This is a genomic window from Exiguobacterium sp. GL_137 (assembly GCF_057834585.1).
Window position 1 is genome coordinate 1,481,931 of the sequence record NZ_CM174406.1, and the last position, 18,545, is coordinate 1,500,475.

The following is an 18,545-nucleotide window of genomic DNA, read 5'->3' on the forward strand; positions in this document are numbered from 1 at the left end:
AGATGGATCATTTAATATTTGAAGTCGGTACCGCGCTTATCTTAGTGGCGATCGCAGCTTTGCTTGCGAACAAATTGAATTTTTCGATCATTCCGTTTTTAATCATCCTTGGAATGATCGTCGGACCGCACGCTCCGACAATCGGGATACTAGACTTCAAGTTCATTGAAAGTGCTGAGTTTATCAGCTTCCTCGGACGCATCGGTGTCCTGTTCCTCCTGTTTTATCTGGGACTGGAGTTCTCAATCGGGAAATTAATCCGGTCGGGTAAATCGATCGTTACGAGTGGAACAATTTATTTATCGATTAACTTCACCGGTGGACTGTTGTACGGATTCATCGCCGGCTTCCCGTTATATGAAGTGCTGATCATCGCCGGAATCATCACGATTTCGTCGAGCGCAATCGTTGCGAAAGTCCTCGTCGATCTGCGCCGGACCGGGAATACGGAAACCGAATTGATTCTCGGGATCATCATGTTCGAAGACATTTTCCTCGCTGTCTACCTGTCCGTCTTATCGGGACTGTTGCTCGGCGACGGAACGACGTTACTGTCTTCGGTCACATCGATTTTAATCGCTCTCGGTTACATGCTGTTGTTCTTCATCATCGCCCGCAAAGCGACACCACTTTTGAATCGGATGCTGAAGATTGCGTCGGATGAAGTCTTCATCATCGTCGTATTTGCCGCCCTGTTCTTCGTCGCCGGCTTCTCGGAAACGATTCACGTCGCGGAAGCCATCGGGGCCTTACTGCTCGGACTCGTCTTTTCGGAAACGGACCAAGGCGAACGGATTGAGCACCTCGTCGTGCCGTTCCGTGATTTCTTCGGTGCTATCTTCTTCTTCAGCTTCGGACTGAGCATCGATCCGACGATGTTGCTTGACGCCGTCTGGCTTGCCCTCGGTGCCGTCGTCATCACGATTGTCGGAAACTATGTCGCCGGCATGATTGCTGGACGCCGGGCCGGACTGTCGCACAAAGCGTCCTCGAACATCGGGCTGACGATTGTCTCGCGTGGTGAATTCTCGATCATCGTCGCGAACCTCGGCATCGCCGGCGGTTTGATGGAGATCCTGTCCCCGTTCTCGGCACTCTATGTCTTGATTCTCGCGATTCTCGGACCGCTGATGACAAAGGAATCAAGACGGATTTTCAACTTTATGAACGGAATATTCAAGTGGACGGAACCAAAACCGAAAAAAACGAAACCGAAATCCTGATTCGAAAATACGCTGACCGGCTTCAAGACCGGTCAGCGTATTTTTGAGATGTCATCCTTTTAAGACGTCATACGTGGCCATGATGAACTGTCCGGACGGACGGCAACCGGTCAGTCGGAACCGGGTTTCAAGCGTTCCCTCCGGAAACAGCGGGATGCCGCTCCCGAGGACGACCGGTGCGATCGCCAGCTCCATCTGATTAATTCGTTTCAACCGTAACGCTTCCTGAATCAGTTCGCCGCCACCAATCAGCCAAATCTTGCCGTCAACCGTCGGACCAATCCGGTCAAGCAAGACATCGAGCGGCTCATTCGTAAACGTGGCATGGTCCGACTGTTTGTCCGGTTGCCGGGTCAGGACATAGTTGTCGATGGCGGAGTAAGGGTAGTCGTCACTGAGAACAAGTACTTCGTCAAACGTTTTCCGCCCCATGATGACGGCACCGACGTCCTGCATGAACGTTGCGTAGCCGTTGTCACCGTCTCCTTCAACAGCAAACAACCAATCGAGTGAATCGTCCGAACGGGCGATCTTCCCGTCTAAGCTGCAGGCGATATATAAAACGGTTTGTGTCATCTTTTTCCCTCCTTTGGTTCGTTCTGTTTGTAGTCTACGGTATAATCATGACAAAAGATGTCGTAATTAAAGGAGATTTTTATGATGAAAACCCGACAGTTGAAACTGATGCGTCTGCTGAATCGGCAACAATTATTGACAGCGCGGGAACTGGCGGAAGCATGCGGCGTTTCCTTGCGGACGATCCAGCGCGATTTGTTGGAGCTTGAAGCAAACGGCTATCCGATTTACAGCGAACGCGGACCGGCCGGCGGCTACAGGGTCTTACCGAACCGGCTGTTGCCGCCGCTTGCCTTGCGGGAACAGGAAGCAATCACGTTGTTTTTGATGCTCGACTGGGTCGGTCAGGTGCCGGATTTGCCGTTCGGTACGTTACGCGGCAATCTTGCCGAGTGGTATCTGCACGAACTGCCGGCCGATCTCGAACTGAAGCTCGACCGGTTGAAAGGGCGTGTCCGTTTTGCCAAACCGGATACACCGGCGTCTCCATTGACGCGCGACTTGTTGCGGCTGATGGAAATGGAAGTACAGGGTGAACTGGTTTACCGGACGACAAGCGGTCGCCGGACGATTCGGATTGATCCGATTGGTCTGACGTTTGAACGGAACCGCTGGTATCTGCTCGCGCAGACAGATCGCGGATTACGCCAGTACCGCGTCGACCGGATGGAACAGGTGACCGAGACGGCGGTTCCGTCACAGCGAATGACGTTTGAGGAGGCCGAACAGCTTGGACAGGCGGGAGAACAGGTGACGGTCCGCCTCGAGTTAACACCGCTCGGCGAACGGTTGCTCGAAGGGATTTTGCCGCTGAGTCCATTGCGGACGTGGTCCGTGCCGGTTACGGAACTGCCGTTTCTCGGACGACAGTTGTTTGGACTGGGGCGGGAAGTCGAAGTCATTGAACCGTTGCTCCTCCGAGACGACATCCGGCGTCACGCAAGCGAAGTGTTGGCTTTATATGAGCATTGACAAGGGGTCCTGTTCCTAAGTTGGTAAGAAACTATGTTACGATATAACCAGAGAAACATGGTAAGAATGGAAGGGGTTTTCTATGGAAACGTTATCACTTATTTTGTTAATGCTTGCCTTAATCATCTTGACTCAAGTCCTTGGACACTACATCCGCTTTATTCCGACGGCCTTGATTCAAATCCTGGTCGGCACGATTACGGCATTGCTGATCAGCGGGCTGAAGATTGAAGTCGAATCGGAATGGTTCCTGTTATTATTCATCGCACCATTACTCTATAACGACAGTTCGCACTTTCCGCGCGATGAGTTGTGGAAGATGCGCGCCGCGATTTTCGGCAATGCCATCGTCCTTGTCTTATTGACGACGGTCATCGGCGGTTATTTCATCAACTGGCTTGTACCGGTCATTCCGGTCGCGGCTGCCTTTGCGCTCGCCGCGATCCTGTCACCGACGGATCCGATTGCTGTCAACGGGATTGCGAAACGGGTCCAGATTCCGGAACAGATTTTAAATCTTGTCCGCGGTGAGTCGTTGATCAATGACGCCTCGGGACTGGTTGCCTTCAGTTATGCGGTCGCAGCCGTCGTCACCGGTTACTTCTCGATCCAGCAGGCAACGACGGAATTCGTCTACATGTTCGTCGTCGGAGCCGTCGTCGGTCTTGCGATCAGCATCGCGATGAACTGGCTGAAGATGAAATTACGCCGGACAGGGATTGAAGATGTCGTCTTTTATGCGTTACTGCAAATCCTGACACCGTTCATCATCTTTTTCGTCGCGGAAGAAATTCTGCATGCATCCGGCGTCATCGCCGTCGTCACAGGCGGAATCCTGCACGCGTTGATTAAAGAGCGGACCGAAACGTTTTTCGCTCAGGAACAGACGTTGACGGACAATATCTGGACGATGATTGCCTACATCTTAAACGGGATCATCTTCCTGTTGCTTGGTCTGACGTTGCCGGAAGCGACACGCGAAATCTTTGCTGACGACGCCATCAATAACTGGCGGCTCATGCTCTACGTCATTGAAATCGGCAGTGTCATTCTATTGATCCGTTTGATTTGGACGATATTCTTCAACTGGTTCGACCATCGCTTCCTGAAAAAGGCCGATCATCAAAAGCCGGCATTCAAACAGGACATCATCACGACACTGGTCGGGGTCCGCGGTACGATTACAATGGTCGGAGTCCTGTCTCTGCCGTTTCTGACTGAATCGGGCGAAGCGTTCCCGGAACGGTCATTGATTATTTTCCTCGCGGCCGGTGTCATCATCTTTACACTGGTGCTTGCAACGATTCTTCTGCCGTTGCTTAACCGCGGCGAGGCTGATGTCCAACCGGAACTCGATTTGAATTCGTACAAACAGCGGATGGTCAAACGGGCGATCACGGAAATCAAACAGGTCGTCCAGGAAGAAAACTCGACCGTCGCCTTTGATTTGTTAAATGAATATCATGTCATGCTGCGTCTGTTGCGGGCACAGGAGAAAAGTGAGGAAGAATTGACGCACTTCAACCAACAGTTGAAAAAACTGCGGCTCGAGGCGGTCCAGTGGGAACGTGATTTTACGAAGCAGTTCCTACAGGAGCATAAAACACCGGATCAGCTGAAAAAAGAAGTCTTCCGGTCAATCGATAACCGGCGCGAAGCCATCGACAAGGAAGCCCGTTTTCGTCTGATGCAACCGATCCGGAAAATCCTTTGGAAACGGAAACGGTCGAACATGTCGTCCGATCAGTTGATTTACTTGACGCAGGTCGAGCATGAGCTGTACGAACAGGTCATGGGGGAAGTCATCAGCCGTCTCGAAGGATGCCGCGGCGATTATCCGGCCGATGTCGTCCAAAGCGTGCTCGAATTCTACAAACGCTTACGGTTTAAGCATACGCGCTGGTCGTCACCGGTCGGCGGGAAAGCCGACGTCGATCAACAAAAAGAAGAACTCTGTTTACGGGCAATCGAAGTCCAGCGTCAGGAAATCGCTTCGATGTCGAAGGAAGGCGATTTGTCCGGCGAAGAAGAAAAAGAGTTACGCCGGTTCATCCACTATATCGAAAGTGTCGTCCTCTACGAGTACGTCGAGTAAACGAAAAAACAGCCCCTGTCCATGGACAGGGGCTGCTTTGTGATTAACCGAGTGACAAGTATTTGACTTCGAGATAATCTTCGATACCGTAGACGCCGCCTTCACGGCCGAGTCCACTTTCTTTATAACCGCCGAAGGGTGCTTGCGCAGCGGATGGTGCACCGTCATTGAGACCGACGATTCCGTACTCGAGTTTTTTACCGAGCAGGAGAGCTTCGTCGATTTTTTCCGAGAACGCATAGGCCGCAAGACCGTATGGTGTGTTGTTCGCGCGTTCGATGACTTCGTCAAGCGTATCGAAGACCGAAATCGGTGCGAGTGGACCAAATGTTTCTTCCTGCATGCAGATCATGTCTTCCGTGACATTACCGAGGACGGTCGGTTCGACGAAATAGCCGACAGAGTCGTCAATTGTGCCGCCTGTTAAAATCGTTGCACCTTTGGCGACGGCATCGTCGATATGTGCTTTAACTTTGGCGACAGCCTTCGCATTGATCAACGGTCCAATCGTCGAATCCGCATCGAGTCCGTTACCGACTTTCAGACGATTGACTTCGGCGACGAATTTTTCAGTGAAAGCATCAAGGACCGATGCCTGGACATAAAAGCGGTTCGTTGCGACACACGCTTGTCCGCCGTTGCGGAATTTCGAGCGGATGGCGCCTTGAACGGCTTTGTCGAGATCGGCATTTTCCGTGACGATGAACGGCGCATGACCACCGAGTTCAAGCGACAATTTTTTCATCGTATCAGCCGCTTGACGCATGATCAATTTACCGACCGCTGTTGAGCCGGTGAACGTGATTTTCCGGACGCGGGAATCGGCTTGCCAGACACCGCTGATCGTTGCCGCGTCACCGGTCAGGACGTTGATGGCACCAGCCGGAATACCGGCTTCGATCGCGAGTTCAACCAGACGAAGTGCCGTATACGGTGTTTCTTCCGACGGTTTCAACACGACGGTACAGCCGGCAGCGAGCGCCGGAGCGAGTTTCCGTGTAATCATTGCTGCCGGGAAGTTCCATGGCGTGATTGCCGCAACGACACCAACCGGTTCTTTTTCGACGAAGAGTCGTTTCCCGGGAACGGATGCCGGAATTGTTTCTCCGTAGATCCGGCGCGCTTCTTCCGCATACCAGCGGACATATTGATTGCCGTAATCGATTTCTCCACGTGCTTCGACGAACGGTTTCCCTTGTTCGAGCGTCATGATTTCCGCGAGTTCATCACGGTGTTGTTGAATCAGGCGGTACCAGGCATCGATTTTATCGGCGCGGTCATCGGCTGTCCGTTCCGACCAGTCGACGAAAGCCGTACTTGCCGCATCGACGGCACGCGCTGCATCGTCTGCTGTGCTGCTCGGGACGTGTCCGAGCAATTCTTTTGTTGCCGGGTTAAAGACGGGAATCGTTTCCTCTGTGTTATACCAAATATTATTAATGACGTTTTGTTCAATCATGTATTGCACCTCCGTGTGTTTTCATTACGTCCCTTATTAAACACCCATCCGGCCGGTTTGTGTACTTCCGCTTTGGATGGGGGGGCATAACGAACTGGAATGATGCAGGGAAAATCGTTAATCAACTGAATAATCGTGAATATAAAAAGTAAGCAGAGTGGAGTGTTGTTTGTCGGAGAAAGGACGGGATTCACATGAATAAAAAATGGATGGGCGTCAGTCTTGCCGGGATTGTGCTGATCAGTGGATGCGGTCAACAGTCGGTTGGATCGGAAACGAAAACGAAACAGGTCGAACATCAAGCAGCAGACCCGAGCTACATACGTCAGGAATTAAAACGCGCCGATTTCATCGCGTCCCAGTATGATTACGCCCGGGCGATCCGGATTGTCGACCGCTTGAAGACGACGGAAGCAAAACAAAAGGGGAAGGAATATGCGGCGAAACAGGCGAATCTCGGTACGATTAAAGCCGGGACATCTGCCCCGCACTTATTTTTCCACTCCTTGATTGCAGAACCAAAACGCGCCTTTGACGGGGACCGGAAACAGCAGGGCTATGATGATTATATGGTGACGCAAGGTGAATTCGAACGGATTTTGACCGCCTTGTATCAACGGAACTATGTCCTTGTCCGGCCGACCGATCTTGCGACGTGGAAAGACGGACGGATGACCGAAAAGGGACTTCCTTTTCCAAAAGGTAAGAAGCCGCTCGTTCTGTCGCAGGATGACGTCAACTACTATGAATACATGATCGGCGACGGTTTTGCGACGACATTGAAAGTCAAAAATGGACGAATCACCAATTCGATGACCGGAAAACCGGATGGTGCCTATGATCTCGTACCGCTTGTGGACGCGTTCGTCAACCGTCATCCGGATTTTTCTTACCATGGCGCGAAAGGATTACTGGGTATTACCGGCTATAACGGCGTCCTCGGATACCGGTCGTCGTATGCGCAGTACGGGCAATCTGCTATAGTCGAGCAGGCGCGTCAACAGGCGAAAGCGACGGCGACCGTTCTGAAGAAAGACGGTTGGCAGTTTGCGAGTCACACGTACGGTCATATCTCAGTCGGGAAAGTCAGTCTGGCGACCATTCAAGCGGATACGGACCGTTACAACCGCGACGTCATGCCACTGATCGGGTCGACCCGTCAATTGATATATCCGTACGGCAGTGATATTCAGGACTGGCATGGGTACAGCGGCGACAAGTACCGGTATTTGACGCAAAAAGGATTCCGCTATTTTTATAACGTCGACGCCTCGCAGCATGCTTGGAAGCAGGCGGGGAAAGACTATTACCGACAGGCGCGGATCAATGTCGACGGGATCCGGCTCCGCCAAGCGATTGCTGGGAAGACCAACGTTTTGGATTCGTTCTTTGATGCGAAAACCGTTTTTGATCCGATGCGGCCGGTTCTTAAAAAATAGGTTCTGTTGCGTTTGATTGCAATAGGTTCACAGGAAAAGGCACGAAACGCTGTTAGATAAGCGTTCGTGCCTTTTTAAATTGTTTCCAAATATTCATTGAAGAATGTTATTAAGTATATTCATGTTTCTTTTGTCCATTCCATTAAAAGTGAGTCATGATTTAACTCTTTATTTTGCGTAAAACCGCATTTCTTATAACTTGAAATTGCTCTTTTATTATTTTTCTTAACGTCTAATACGACCTTTAAAGCATCTTTGTCATTCCAAAGATACTCCAGCATCATTTGAATCATCATGGAGCCTATACCTTTGCCCCATAATTGGGGTTCTCCAATAAATTGATCTATACCATAAATATTTTGATTTTTTGGAAGATCATATTTTTCCAAATCAATTTCTTGAATTTTATAGTACTGCATATAACCTATGGGTTCGCTTTTGTACTCTACAATACAAGGTGTAACATAATGCTCACCTTTAATTCTAGGAACATATTTATGTATTACTTCATCTAATTTGGAAGGTGGTTCTTCATAGAATTCTAGTACCTTCTGATTATTTAACCACTTCACCATTAAATAAAAATCATGAGAGGTCATCGCTCGAATATGTATATCAACATTTAGTATCATACGGATTTCCCCAATCGTTTTTTTAGATTGCTCATTGAACTTAGTCGTTAAAGTAGCAAACATGCTGATTGTGATGAGCCATAATTGCTATAACTGAAAAAAGTAATGAAAGAGAAATTTTCTATTCTCTATTCATCACTTTTTCTAAAAGCCACTTTTTATTTTTGTTGTCTTTTACGATGATATAATCTTCCGTTCCCTTAACGGAATAGATTTTCGATCCGACCGGAAAGTAATTCGATTGATTATTCCCTTGAGGCATCTCATTGGCTTTAGTTTTCTTGATTATTTTGTTGATTTCTTCCCCAAGTTGCTTGGATGTATCCAATTGAGCTTCTGTTCCGTTATATTCTTTGTTATTCACCACTACAATCATCGCATAACTACCAGTGCTCTCTGTATCAGATTGACTACACCCAGCCAAGACAAATAAACTTCCACTTAATAAAATGACGAGTATTCTTTTCATATGAACTCCTCAAAATCATTATTTGTATAATTATAACATACGATAAATAAATCACCCTTTAATATGGAAATAATGTAAGGGGTAAACGCCTCATCGTAACTTGGGGCTATCTCACCGAAATGAATTTCAAAAAACAGATTGACCCATTTGATGATTCACAGCTCACCGTGTGCCATTAAATGGGTATTATTTGTATGAAGGGAACATAGCAAGTCTGAAATACGGGACTGTTGATGGAACCTTAATACGGTTCGTGTGGAGAGGAATGGAAAACATGCACACAGGCTACAAGCTGCTGATGGCAGCAACGATTGTCAGTTCTTCATTTGGATTAAATCATCAGGTATCAGCACAAAGCGATACCTATCAAGTCGTTTCAACAAGCTATCAGCAACCGATCACTACTTTTGAGACCTATATCGGCAACAAAAAGATTGAAACGGTGCGCTATGCGTTTGGCAACGCTCAATACATAAACGACGGAGTGATGTATGGTTCGGAGACGGATCGTGTCGTTGATTTAAAGAACAGCAAGCAGACGGTCAAACGGCTCGCGCCTGCACCGGGTCAAATTAGGAAGTACAAAGACGCCTATTATGTCATGAGCCTGGAAGATATGGACCATTCCTCGCTGACGAAATATACTCTTGATTTTAAGAAAGTCGGGAAGACAAAAAAATTCACCGGATATGGACGGCATCTGATTCTTATCGATAATAAAGCGTACGTTTTGGCCGATCATATGAAAGGATACAACTATTCCATCAAACTGCATACCTTTGATACCAAATCATTTGCAACGTTGCACCATGAGACCATCACATCGATGCTTTTCGCCTATCACATGCGCCAGGTGGGTTCTCAACTCAAGATTTACGGCATCCGTCCGGAACATGAGGAAAAGTTGACAGTCTTGTCGTATGACGTCAAAAAACAGCGCAATGTAAAAACAATGACGACGAACCAGTACGTAAAGGGCGGAGTCGAGAAAACACAAACCCTTACAAAAGAAACCGAACTGATATTCAATCAGGACCGGATGTATGAAATCAACCATAAGACGAAACAAGTCCGTGTCTTATATGACAGTAAAGATGATTTAGTCGACTATGCATATGATTCTAAAACGAAAACGTATCATGTCCTCGAAGAAATCACCAAAACAGCTGAATTCCGGGTTAAGACGCTGAACAGTCACTTTAAGCCGATTGCGGAATACCGCCTAAAAAAATCCGATAGTGTCAGTCCGTTTCGTGTTTTGTGAAGAAACAAGTCCTGCGACTTGTTTCTTTTTTTAGATTAGCAGACCGGACAGTCGCTCGTTCCGGAGACGGTATGTCTGCAAATGAAGCTGCAGCGGATTATACTGTTCCGGATGTTGCCCGGCTTCCTGCAACAAATGTTTCGTCCGTTCAACGAAATGCAGATTGAAGCAGCCCGAGAGCCAGAGCAACGAAGCCAGTCGCGGATCCTCTTTCGGTACGAGGACGGTCGGCGAATTATAGTGGGTCAGTAAATTTTTGGCTAAACGGCCGGACACGTCATGCGAGTCAATCCCTTCCGTCCGGGCATACCATTTGATCAGCCAAGCCAAATCCTGTACACGGTCGGTTGCACCGATGTGTTCGTGATCAACGATTCCGACGATTTGTTGATCGGAATCCCATAAGACATTGAGCGAATTCAAATCAGTCGAAATGACCGGTTGAATGGAAGGAGACTGGTGATGTTGTGCGGTGTCGAGATGATATTGTGTTAGATTCAGATACTCCTGAAATGAATTTCGGACCGATTCCGGCATCCGTGAGATGGAAAGCCGTTGTAAATCGTCGAGCCAACGCTGATAGGCAACCGTATGGTCAATGAACGGAAACCGGATTTCCTGTTGATGAAGTGAGATATCATGCAATCGACGGGCTAACGTGCCCATCCGAGCGGCCGTATGTCTCGTATTCACCGTTACGTGGTGGCCATCCATCCAGCGAAACAGACAACATGTCCAATTCTGTCCGTCCGAATCGATGATTGTTGTAAAAAGTGCTTCATGCATCGGTTTCACACGCTCCATGAACGGAATGCCCTGCGTCCGCAAATAATTGGTGTATCTCAACTGTAGCTCCAGTGTATCCAATGTGGAGTGTGAAAGCGCGGACCCGGTATAACGTTGTTCCGGCAACAAACGTATCGAATAGGGATGTCCGTCGATCAGAATTTTATAGTGTACATCTCCATGTTTGCCGTAGGTCGTTAGAGAGACAGGTTCGATTTCGAGTGAGCGAAAATCGAGACCATAACTTGTGACCGCTTGTTCGATTAAATTAAACGATTTTGTCTGTTCCATAGACAGTCCCCTTTCTGCATACCCTCTCATTTGAATCCAAAGAATACCCATTATAGCAAAAACATTTATTTGAAATCCATTACACTGGAAGATACAAATTTTGTATAATGTGTAAGATGCTAGATTAAATCATGAACGTAAGGAGTCAAATGAAATGAAGATTGAGATTCAGAACACCTCAAAAACATATCTAAATGGAAAAAAGGCATTGATGGATGCCAATATCACGTTAGAACCGGGCGTCTATGCTTTGTTCGGAGAAAACGGGGCCGGTAAGTCAACGTTGATGAAGATTTTAGCAGGATTGCTTAAACCATCAACGGGTAAAATTCTTGTTGACGGACAAGAAATGTCGCCGCTTGCTGACGCGTACCGCGAAAAAATCGGCTATGTTCCGCAAGACACGCCAATCTACAGCAACTTTACCGCCGCTAAATTTTTAAGTTATCTCGCGACCGTCAAAGGGGTGCCAAAACAAGATGTCCAAACAAGCGTCATGTCCGCCCTCGAAGCGGTCAACATGACAGAACACGCCAATAAGAAGTTGAAAAGCTTTTCCGGCGGCATGAAGCGGAGAATCGGGATTGCCCAATTGTTGCTGAATGATCCGGAACTCTTGATCATTGATAAGCCGACAGCTGGCCTTGATCCAAAGGAACGGATTCATTTCCGGAATCTGATTGCGTCGATTGCCCGGAAGCGAATTGTACTGCTGTCGACCCATATCGTTTCCGATGTCGGATCGATAGCGCGTGAAATCATTTTGATGAAGCAGGGACGCATCATTAAACAGGCCAATCCGTATGAGCTGTTGGATGAAATTGCGACTGAAATCTGGACCGTTGATGTGACGGATCAGGAATTGCTCGAATTACAAGACACGTATCAAATCGGATCAATCCAACAAACGCGGCAAGGTAAAAACCGGGTCCGAATCATTTCAAGCCAAATGCCGCATCCGAAGGCGGTCCAAGATGAGCCGCAGCTGGAAGACTTATATTTGTATCACTTGGACGAACGGAGTAAAAGTGCATGAGCCGATTGATCCGCTTTGAATTGTATAAACTTTGCACATCGATTCCTGCCATGCTGTTCATCGTCGCCTTATTGCTGTACTTGATGTCTTCGGTCTTTTCAGAAGAGGAAGCAAATGTCCGCGAAAAATATGCGGTCTGGGAAGGTCCGGCGACGGCAGAAACATTTAAGAAAATACATGACCGCGCAAATAAAATTAATGATGAAAGCTATGACCTAGATGGTCAGTTTGATTCCGTTGTTTCGTTTGAAAACGAAGCATTCGCCCACTTATTTAACATTGAAGAAGCCCAAACTTTTAAAGCACAGGGGCTGGAAGCTTTAACGAACGGATTGGCCAAACCGGGCTTTGAAGAACGGGATCGTGCCTTACATACCAGTCTGGTGGAACAAATCAATTTGGACACGATCCAGTACCACATCCCGGCAGAAAAAGCAGTAACGTTTACGACTCAAGCCGGCGTTGCTGTTCTGCTGTTCCCTTTGCTGTTACTGATTGCTTTCATCTATTCCAAAGAACGGGTTTCGGGCGTCGATCAATATCAACTGCCCGCTGTGAACGGTCGAACGAAGTTACTGACGGCAAAACTGCTTGCCGGATCGATATTCCTGACGGGCATCAGTCTGGTAGTACATCTCGGGATATTGGGTCTTGCCTGGTATCGTTTTGGAACGATTGATTGGTTCGCTCCGATGCAAGTGATGGATGGTTTGACCAATTCACCGTATCCGTTCTCCATCGGACAATACTGGTTGGTATCGTTTGGTTATCAGACATTTGTATTAATCGTGCTTGGTATTTGGGTGCTCGCAATCTCATTTTTCGCTAAAACGGCGATTCAAGCGATTCTCTGGTCGAGCATTTTAATGGGTGTCCCGCTTCTTTACCAATTCGTGATTTCGGGCATCTTTTTTCCGGAAACAAAAGTTTTTGAGCAAGGGATTTTATTTTTCCCGAGCCGCGCCTTGTTGACCGGAGAAGTGTTTAAGACGTATCAGACCATCAATCTCGGAATTCCGCTGTTACTGCCGGTTGCCATCCTGCTTGTGCAGGTGATCGTGACCCTGATTGTATTGAAGGTTCTTTATCAAACTAGTCGAAAGAGGCAAGGCGTATGAAAAAATCAGACAGTACGTTGCGGGAGTTAATCCGCTTTGAGTTTTACAAGTTGTTGCAGCAACGTTTTTTATTGTTATTGTTACTCGTCATTCTGGTTGTCGGATTGTATTTTTCGGTTCAACGCATGGGATGGCCGTGGGTGGATCGCGTCAACACAGGTTTTGAAGGGGAACTGACTTCAGAAATGATTGCGCGTGCGGAAGCCGGGAGTGATGCCTATTTCAAAAAAAGTAATCCGACGATAGTGGAAAAGAAACAAAATGCTTCCTATCATAACGTGCTCGAGGCTGCATCCGCTTATGGCAAGCAATCCAAAGATGTCTCTTCGCTCCGTCAGGAAGGAAAGGAGGCATCCACTGTATATGAAAAACGTCAATTCTCATTACAAGCTGATTTGACGGAAGCGATTGATTATCGTCCGGTCGGAAACTATCAAACGTTTGATCAATTGCTGACGTTTTCAGGAACCGGTGGATATGCCTTGTTGGCAGTGGTCCTGATTTTCGGAACAGCAGCCAGTTTCTCGAATGAATATCAGACCGGTGTTGCGGCATATCTGTATTCTTCACGGCACGGGAGAAAACAATTATTGACGGCCAAGCTGCTGGTATCCGTTGCACTGGTAACGGGGACGATTCTAATCTACAATCTGGTTCAACTGCTATGTTTCTTCCGCGGGCATTCCGGTTGGGATATTCCGATCCAAGCGGCTTACGGCAACTCACCTTACCCGTTGACGTTCGCTGAATTATACGGGATTTCCGTATTGTATCAGTGGATGATTGCTGTTTCGCTTGTCATCGTCCTGTTGTTCCTGTCGATGTTGATTAAACAGACGGTGGTCGCTGTATTCCTCGGTGGACTTATCGTCGGCGGACCTTTTCTGATTGAAACGGTTCTGTTTAATACAGAAACACCGGAGTTCATGTGGACTTTGGTGAAGTTCACACAGGGACAGGCACTAAGCGTTTACGTTTTATTCCGGGAGTATGTGACGGTTAATGTCTTCGGTTATCCGGTCTTGTTACCGATTGTCGTACTTGTTGTCACACTTATCATGACACTCATTCTAATCAAACTGATGTACCGAGTAATTGGTCGGAGAATGGCATGATGAAATACAAGAAGGTTCGGCTGTCGCGAGACCAAGCCGAACCTTCTTGTGTAAACCGCTTACAAAACAAAAGACGCCGGTTGCGTTCCGTCCGTTAAGTAAAATGCAGATTCATGCAGCACGAGAGCTATAAAAAAGACTGTCAACCGTCTTCTTCCGGTACGAGGACGGTTGGTTAATTATAGCGGATCAGTAAATTTTTCGTGGTAGATTAAGTCACGAGTGTTTGAATGAAATATCGCGTTTCCTCCTTTGTATGTTTCTTTTTCTGCTTAGTTACGTATGTATACTATGAAAATCTGTTATAGAGAGGAGAAGGCATTATAAAAACGTTTTTGAAAATCAATGCAATAAGCATCATGTATGCGGTCACCTTACTTATTCCGTTAGAAGCGTTGCTCAACGTCTATCAGTTAAACCGTACGACAGGAATCTCAAGTGACTTATGAAGGGGATGCACCAGGTCCGATTGTCGGCTTTATTTTAATCGGCTCGCTCCTGGTCTACCCGTTTTTCTTGTTGATTACGAACTCAATCGTTAAAAGTGTAAGCGAATCAAATAAATCGCACGTAAAAGGAGCAAACCTCTGATGATGAAGCTAATTTGGATTTTAGCGATTACTGCCTATCCGGTTATTATGGCCATTCAAATGTCAAAGCGGAAAGCGTAAGTTAAGTTATAAACGTCGCCGGCTGCGTTCCGTCCTGGTGCGTGAAACCGTAGTCGCGTGCGAGATCCGACACGAACAAAGCTTGCCCGGTCCGTTGTAGAATGTCCGGATCCTGTGCGAGGGCAACGACAGCCCGTCCAACATAAGCGGTTGTCTCAGTCGCATCACTGCTGAAGCCTGCGTCGACGACCCGTTCCGTCCGCATGAAGCCGGGGCAGAGCACAATCGAAGCGACACGAGACGTTCGAAGTTCCTGACCCATCACAAATGTCATCCGGTTGATCGACTGCATCGCTAAGTCATAATACAAATTGCCAGCGGCTTGATCCGGCGTGAACGATGTTAAATTAACGATCAATGCAGCCGGACTTTGTTGAAGCAACGGAACAGCCGCCCGTGTCGTCAGTAAATAGGCTTTCGGACCGGCGATCATCATCGCGTCCCAGTGTTCCAGTGGCCGTTCCCAAAATCGTTTGCCTTGTCCCGCGGGAAGGGAAGCTTCCGAACCGCCAAACACACTGTTGACGAGCAGATCGATCCGCCCGTGCTGGTCTTGAATCTGTTGGAACAGGAAAGTTATCTCGTCCGGATCCGTATGGTCACAATAAAAATAGAGTACGACAGAAAAAAGGGACTTACGATTAAAATCGGAAGTCCTTTTCTTGTCATGTTAAAACCCTTTAATCGTCATCCCGCCGTCAACGAATAACGTTTGACCAGTGACGTATGTTCCGGCATCAGACGAAAGAAAGACAGCCGGTCCAACGAGTTCCGTCAGTTCACCGACCCGGCCGAGCGGTGTCACGTCGACGATATCCTGTAAGTAGGTTGGATCGGCGAGCAACGCTTCTGTCAGAGGCGTCTTGAAATACCACGGACCAATCGCATTGACGCGAATATTTTTCGGACCCCATTCAAGCGCCAATACTTTTGTCATCTGAATCAAAGCCGCTTTGGTCGTCGCATAGACAACACCGGTCCGCAAGGCGACGTGCCCCGCAACCGAAGCGATGTTCAGGATGCTGCCGCCGGTGTCCTGCATCCGGCGCCCAACTTCCTGTGAGAATAGGAAGGCCGACTTTAAGTTCGTCTGTTGAATTGTTTCCCATTCGTCCTCCGTAACGTCGAGCGCTTTCGAGCGAATATTCATCCCGGCGTTGTTGACGAGCACATCAATCTGGTCGACATATGTATAGGCACGCTCGACCATCGCCTGGACTTGCATCCGGTCGGTCACGTCGCACGTCAACACGAACGAACGTCGTCCAAGCTGTTCAATCTGTTTTGCGGTTTCCTGTAAATCGGATTCCGTCCGGGCGACCAGTAAGACATCCGCGCCAGCTTCCGCCATCCCAATCGCCAGGGCACGTCCAATTCCGCGTCCGGCACCGGTCACGAGAACCGTTTTTTGATCGAGTCGAAACGAAGGTAAATACAAACGATCACATCCCATCTGACAGTGTAGTTTCACTGTACGCTGAAATTGACTGAAAAGAAAGAAAAATGCTGATGAACCGATGAATATATGTTATTATTTGGTAAAAAAAGAAGGGCGACATGAAACGGAAGCTCGGACTGATGATCATCTCCGTTTTAGTACTGGCTGCAGCTCTCGTCGCGTTTGAACGGTATGTCTACACGACTTACATTTACAAACCGGCAGATTACACATTCAACTATAAGATTAAATCGCGCAAAGCCATGAGTCACCGGAATTTGGAGCAAAACCGTTCCCGAAAGGTCCGATGATCAAAGGAGCATCCTTATTCTTACCCGATATTCTGTTGCCCATCGGAGCACTGGTGACAGCCTTCTTATCTGTGTTTGTGTTCCGCCGGTTTCTCGGATACCGCCGGCGTAAACGAACGATTGAGCCGACGGAAGAAGGGGGTCCGCAAGTTCTGCGAGTGAAGCCGTCAACGTCTGCCTGGCGACCACCACAACAACAAACGGACTCCGTTTCCAAAGTCCGTCAATTGATTGCTTCCTTTGACCGGCAATTGCCGGACGGATCAAAACGCCGGCCGGAAGAAACCGTCCAGGACTGGCTCGACCGGATTGAGATGACGATTGATCCGGTGCTCTATCTAAATTAGGCGAGAGTACTCACACTTCTAAACGAAGTGAAAGTGGGAGGTGAATCGCCCCCTCTCCCTTTCGGGTATAAACCTCTCAAGGAGGTGAAAATCATGTTGAAGCATAAGGCCTACAAATTCAGGATCTACCCGACGAAAGAGCAGGAAATCCTGATCGCGAAGACCATTGGTTGTTCGCGCTTCGTCTTCAATTACTTCTTATCGAAGTGGGATGAGACGTATAAAGCGACAGGCAAAGGACTGTCTTACGGTTCTTGTTCGAAAGAAATCCCGATGCTAAAGCAAGAGTTCGACTGGCTGAAAGAAGTCGATAGCCATTCGCTTCAATCGAGCGTCAAACACCTGACCGATGCGTATGACCGCTTCTTCAAGAAGCAGAACGAACGGCCTCGATTCAAGTCGAAGCGCAATCCCGTCCAATCCTACAAGACCAATATCGAGAAGAAGAACCAGCTTCCCGAGGTCTCAATCGTCGGCAGCAAGCTCAAACTTCCTAAGCTGAAGTGGGTGCGTTTCGCCAATTCGAGGCAGGTCGCAGGACGCATCTTGAACGCGACCATCCGGCGTAACGCTTCAGGAAAATACTTCGTCTCCCTGCTCGTCGAGCAGGAAAGCCACGAACTGCCGAAAACCGGTTCATCCGTCGGCGTAGACGTCGGGTTAAAGAACTTTGCCATCTTGTCGGACGGCACGGTGTACAAGAACGACCGCTACTTCCGTTCGCTCGAGAAAAAGCTGGCGCGCGAGCAACGCAAGCTCTCTCGTCGTCAGCGTATCGCCTTGGACAAGAAAGTGAAACTTTCCGAGTCGAAGAACTACCAGAAGCAGAAGCGAAAGGTCGCCCGCATCCATGAAAAGATTGCCAACAAGCGAACCGACTTCTTGCACAAGGTATCCACCGAGATCGTCAAAAACCACGACATCATCGGAATCGAGACCTTGCAGGTGAAGAACATGCAGAAGAACCGCAAGTTGAGCAAGCCCCTCTCTGACGTCAGCTGGTCGGAGTTCTTCCGCCTGCTCGAATACAAGGCAGATTGGTACGGGAAGACCGTCGTGAAAGTCGGGAAGACCTTCGCATCGAGCCAACTGTTCTCCAGTTGCGGATATCAACACAAAGACGTGAAGCATCTCAGCTTGCGTGAATGGACATGCCCGAGTTGCGGGATCCATCACGACCGAGATGTGAACGCAGGACTGAATCTCAAACAAGAAGCAGAACGCCTCTTAGCTTCTTCAACCGTCGGGACGACGGAGTTAGCCTGATCAGGTTTTGACCGTCAGGTCGAATAACTCAGGAATC

At 48.2% G+C, this 18,545-nt stretch carries 17 protein-coding genes and 1 pseudogene; 11 read left to right on the top strand and 7 right to left on the bottom strand.

Features of this window, described 5'->3' with window-relative positions; genetic code table 11:
- The first annotated feature begins 2 nt into the window (after positions 1–2).
- On the top strand, positions 3–1,223 hold the full coding sequence (locus AC3IRK_RS07815; protein ID WP_131972773.1) for a cation:proton antiporter: 1,221 nt from the start codon (positions 3–5) through the stop codon (positions 1,221–1,223).
- A 51-nt stretch (positions 1,224–1,274) separates the two neighbouring features.
- Here AC3IRK_RS07815 and AC3IRK_RS07820 read toward each other — a convergent pair whose 3' ends face one another.
- Positions 1,275–1,799, bottom strand: a complete 525-nt coding sequence (locus tag AC3IRK_RS07820) for a dihydrofolate reductase family protein (protein ID WP_489170690.1) — start codon at positions 1,797–1,799, stop codon at positions 1,275–1,277.
- 84 nt (positions 1,800–1,883) lie between these two features.
- Here AC3IRK_RS07820 and AC3IRK_RS07825 point away from each other — a divergent pair, with 84 nt between their 5' ends.
- Both AC3IRK_RS07825 and AC3IRK_RS07830 read left to right on the top strand, forming a co-directional pair.
- On the top strand, positions 1,884–2,771 hold the full coding sequence (locus AC3IRK_RS07825) for a helix-turn-helix transcriptional regulator (RefSeq protein WP_489170691.1): 888 nt from the start codon (positions 1,884–1,886) through the stop codon (positions 2,769–2,771).
- Positions 2,772–2,853: 82 nt separating this feature from the next.
- A complete protein-coding gene (locus AC3IRK_RS07830) occupies positions 2,854–4,866 on the top strand; it encodes a Na+/H+ antiporter (protein ID WP_489170692.1) in 2,013 nt (670 codons plus the stop codon).
- Positions 4,867–4,909: 43 nt separating this feature from the next.
- On the opposite strand, the gene AC3IRK_RS07835 is transcribed toward AC3IRK_RS07830, so the two are convergent.
- Positions 4,910–6,325, bottom strand: coding sequence for an NAD-dependent succinate-semialdehyde dehydrogenase (locus tag AC3IRK_RS07835; RefSeq protein ID WP_489170693.1), 1,416 nt, complete (start codon positions 6,323–6,325; stop codon positions 4,910–4,912).
- Positions 6,326–6,519: 194 nt separating this feature from the next.
- Here AC3IRK_RS07835 and AC3IRK_RS07840 point away from each other — a divergent pair, with 194 nt between their 5' ends.
- A complete protein-coding gene (locus AC3IRK_RS07840; RefSeq protein WP_489170694.1) occupies positions 6,520–7,764 on the top strand; it encodes a polysaccharide deacetylase family protein in 1,245 nt (414 codons plus the stop codon).
- A 119-nt stretch (positions 7,765–7,883) separates the two neighbouring features.
- On the opposite strand, the gene AC3IRK_RS07845 is transcribed toward AC3IRK_RS07840, so the two are convergent.
- Positions 7,884–8,459 carry a GNAT family N-acetyltransferase gene (locus AC3IRK_RS07845; RefSeq protein WP_489170695.1) on the bottom strand — a complete coding sequence of 192 codons (576 nt, stop codon included), beginning with the start codon at positions 8,457–8,459 and terminating at the stop codon, positions 7,884–7,886.
- Positions 8,460–8,517: 58 nt separating this feature from the next.
- On the bottom strand, positions 8,518–8,865 hold the full coding sequence (locus tag AC3IRK_RS07850) for a hypothetical protein (protein WP_214720953.1): 348 nt from the start codon (positions 8,863–8,865) through the stop codon (positions 8,518–8,520).
- Positions 8,866–9,139: 274 nt separating this feature from the next.
- On the opposite strand from AC3IRK_RS07850, the gene AC3IRK_RS07855 reads away from it, so the two are divergent.
- A complete protein-coding gene (locus AC3IRK_RS07855) occupies positions 9,140–10,129 on the top strand; it encodes a hypothetical protein (RefSeq protein ID WP_489170696.1) in 990 nt (329 codons plus the stop codon).
- A gap of 30 nt (positions 10,130–10,159) precedes the next feature.
- On the opposite strand, the gene AC3IRK_RS07860 is transcribed toward AC3IRK_RS07855, so the two are convergent.
- Positions 10,160–11,206, bottom strand: a complete 1,047-nt coding sequence (locus tag AC3IRK_RS07860; protein WP_489170697.1) for a phosphotransferase — start codon at positions 11,204–11,206, stop codon at positions 10,160–10,162.
- A gap of 154 nt (positions 11,207–11,360) precedes the next feature.
- Between AC3IRK_RS07860 and AC3IRK_RS07865 the strand changes: the two genes are divergently transcribed.
- The 3 genes from AC3IRK_RS07865 to AC3IRK_RS07875 are packed head-to-tail and all read left to right on the top strand — an operon-like array spanning position 11,361 to position 14,475.
- On the top strand, positions 11,361–12,242 hold the full coding sequence (locus tag AC3IRK_RS07865; RefSeq protein WP_489170698.1) for an ATP-binding cassette domain-containing protein: 882 nt from the start codon (positions 11,361–11,363) through the stop codon (positions 12,240–12,242).
- The gene (locus AC3IRK_RS07870; RefSeq protein ID WP_489170699.1) at positions 12,239–13,360 is read left to right on the top strand and encodes a hypothetical protein; all 1,122 of its coding nucleotides are present in this window, start codon (positions 12,239–12,241) and stop codon (positions 13,358–13,360) included. The genes AC3IRK_RS07865 and AC3IRK_RS07870 overlap by 4 nt, the downstream gene beginning before the upstream one ends.
- Positions 13,357–14,475 carry a hypothetical protein gene (locus AC3IRK_RS07875; RefSeq protein ID WP_489170700.1) on the top strand — a complete coding sequence of 373 codons (1,119 nt, stop codon included), beginning with the start codon at positions 13,357–13,359 and terminating at the stop codon, positions 14,473–14,475. Before AC3IRK_RS07870 ends, AC3IRK_RS07875 begins: the two co-directional genes overlap by 4 nt.
- 672 nt (positions 14,476–15,147) lie before the next feature.
- Here AC3IRK_RS07875 and AC3IRK_RS07880 read toward each other — a convergent pair.
- Both AC3IRK_RS07880 and AC3IRK_RS07885 read right to left on the bottom strand, forming a co-directional pair.
- Positions 15,148–15,753: pseudogene (locus tag AC3IRK_RS07880) on the bottom strand (SDR family NAD(P)-dependent oxidoreductase); the annotation flags it as partial.
- A 63-nt stretch (positions 15,754–15,816) separates the two neighbouring features.
- Positions 15,817–16,584 carry an SDR family NAD(P)-dependent oxidoreductase gene (locus AC3IRK_RS07885; RefSeq protein ID WP_188004303.1) on the bottom strand — a complete coding sequence of 256 codons (768 nt, stop codon included), beginning with the start codon at positions 16,582–16,584 and terminating at the stop codon, positions 15,817–15,819.
- A 119-nt stretch (positions 16,585–16,703) separates the two neighbouring features.
- Here AC3IRK_RS07885 and AC3IRK_RS07890 point away from each other — a divergent pair, with 119 nt between their 5' ends.
- The 3 genes from AC3IRK_RS07890 to tnpB all read left to right on the top strand — a co-directional run bounded on the left by AC3IRK_RS07890 (position 16,704) and on the right by tnpB (position 18,508).
- On the top strand, positions 16,704–16,895 hold the full coding sequence (locus tag AC3IRK_RS07890) for a hypothetical protein (RefSeq protein ID WP_255508292.1): 192 nt from the start codon (positions 16,704–16,706) through the stop codon (positions 16,893–16,895).
- Positions 16,892–17,242 carry a hypothetical protein gene (locus tag AC3IRK_RS07895; RefSeq protein ID WP_489170701.1) on the top strand — a complete coding sequence of 117 codons (351 nt, stop codon included), beginning with the start codon at positions 16,892–16,894 and terminating at the stop codon, positions 17,240–17,242. Before AC3IRK_RS07890 ends, AC3IRK_RS07895 begins: the two co-directional genes overlap by 4 nt.
- 93 nt (positions 17,243–17,335) lie before the next feature.
- Positions 17,336–18,508 (top strand): IS200/IS605 family element RNA-guided endonuclease TnpB, encoded by a 1,173-nt coding sequence (gene tnpB / locus AC3IRK_RS07900; protein WP_489170702.1) that lies wholly within the window; start codon positions 17,336–17,338, stop codon positions 18,506–18,508.
- The last annotated feature ends 37 nt before the right edge of the window (positions 18,509–18,545 follow it).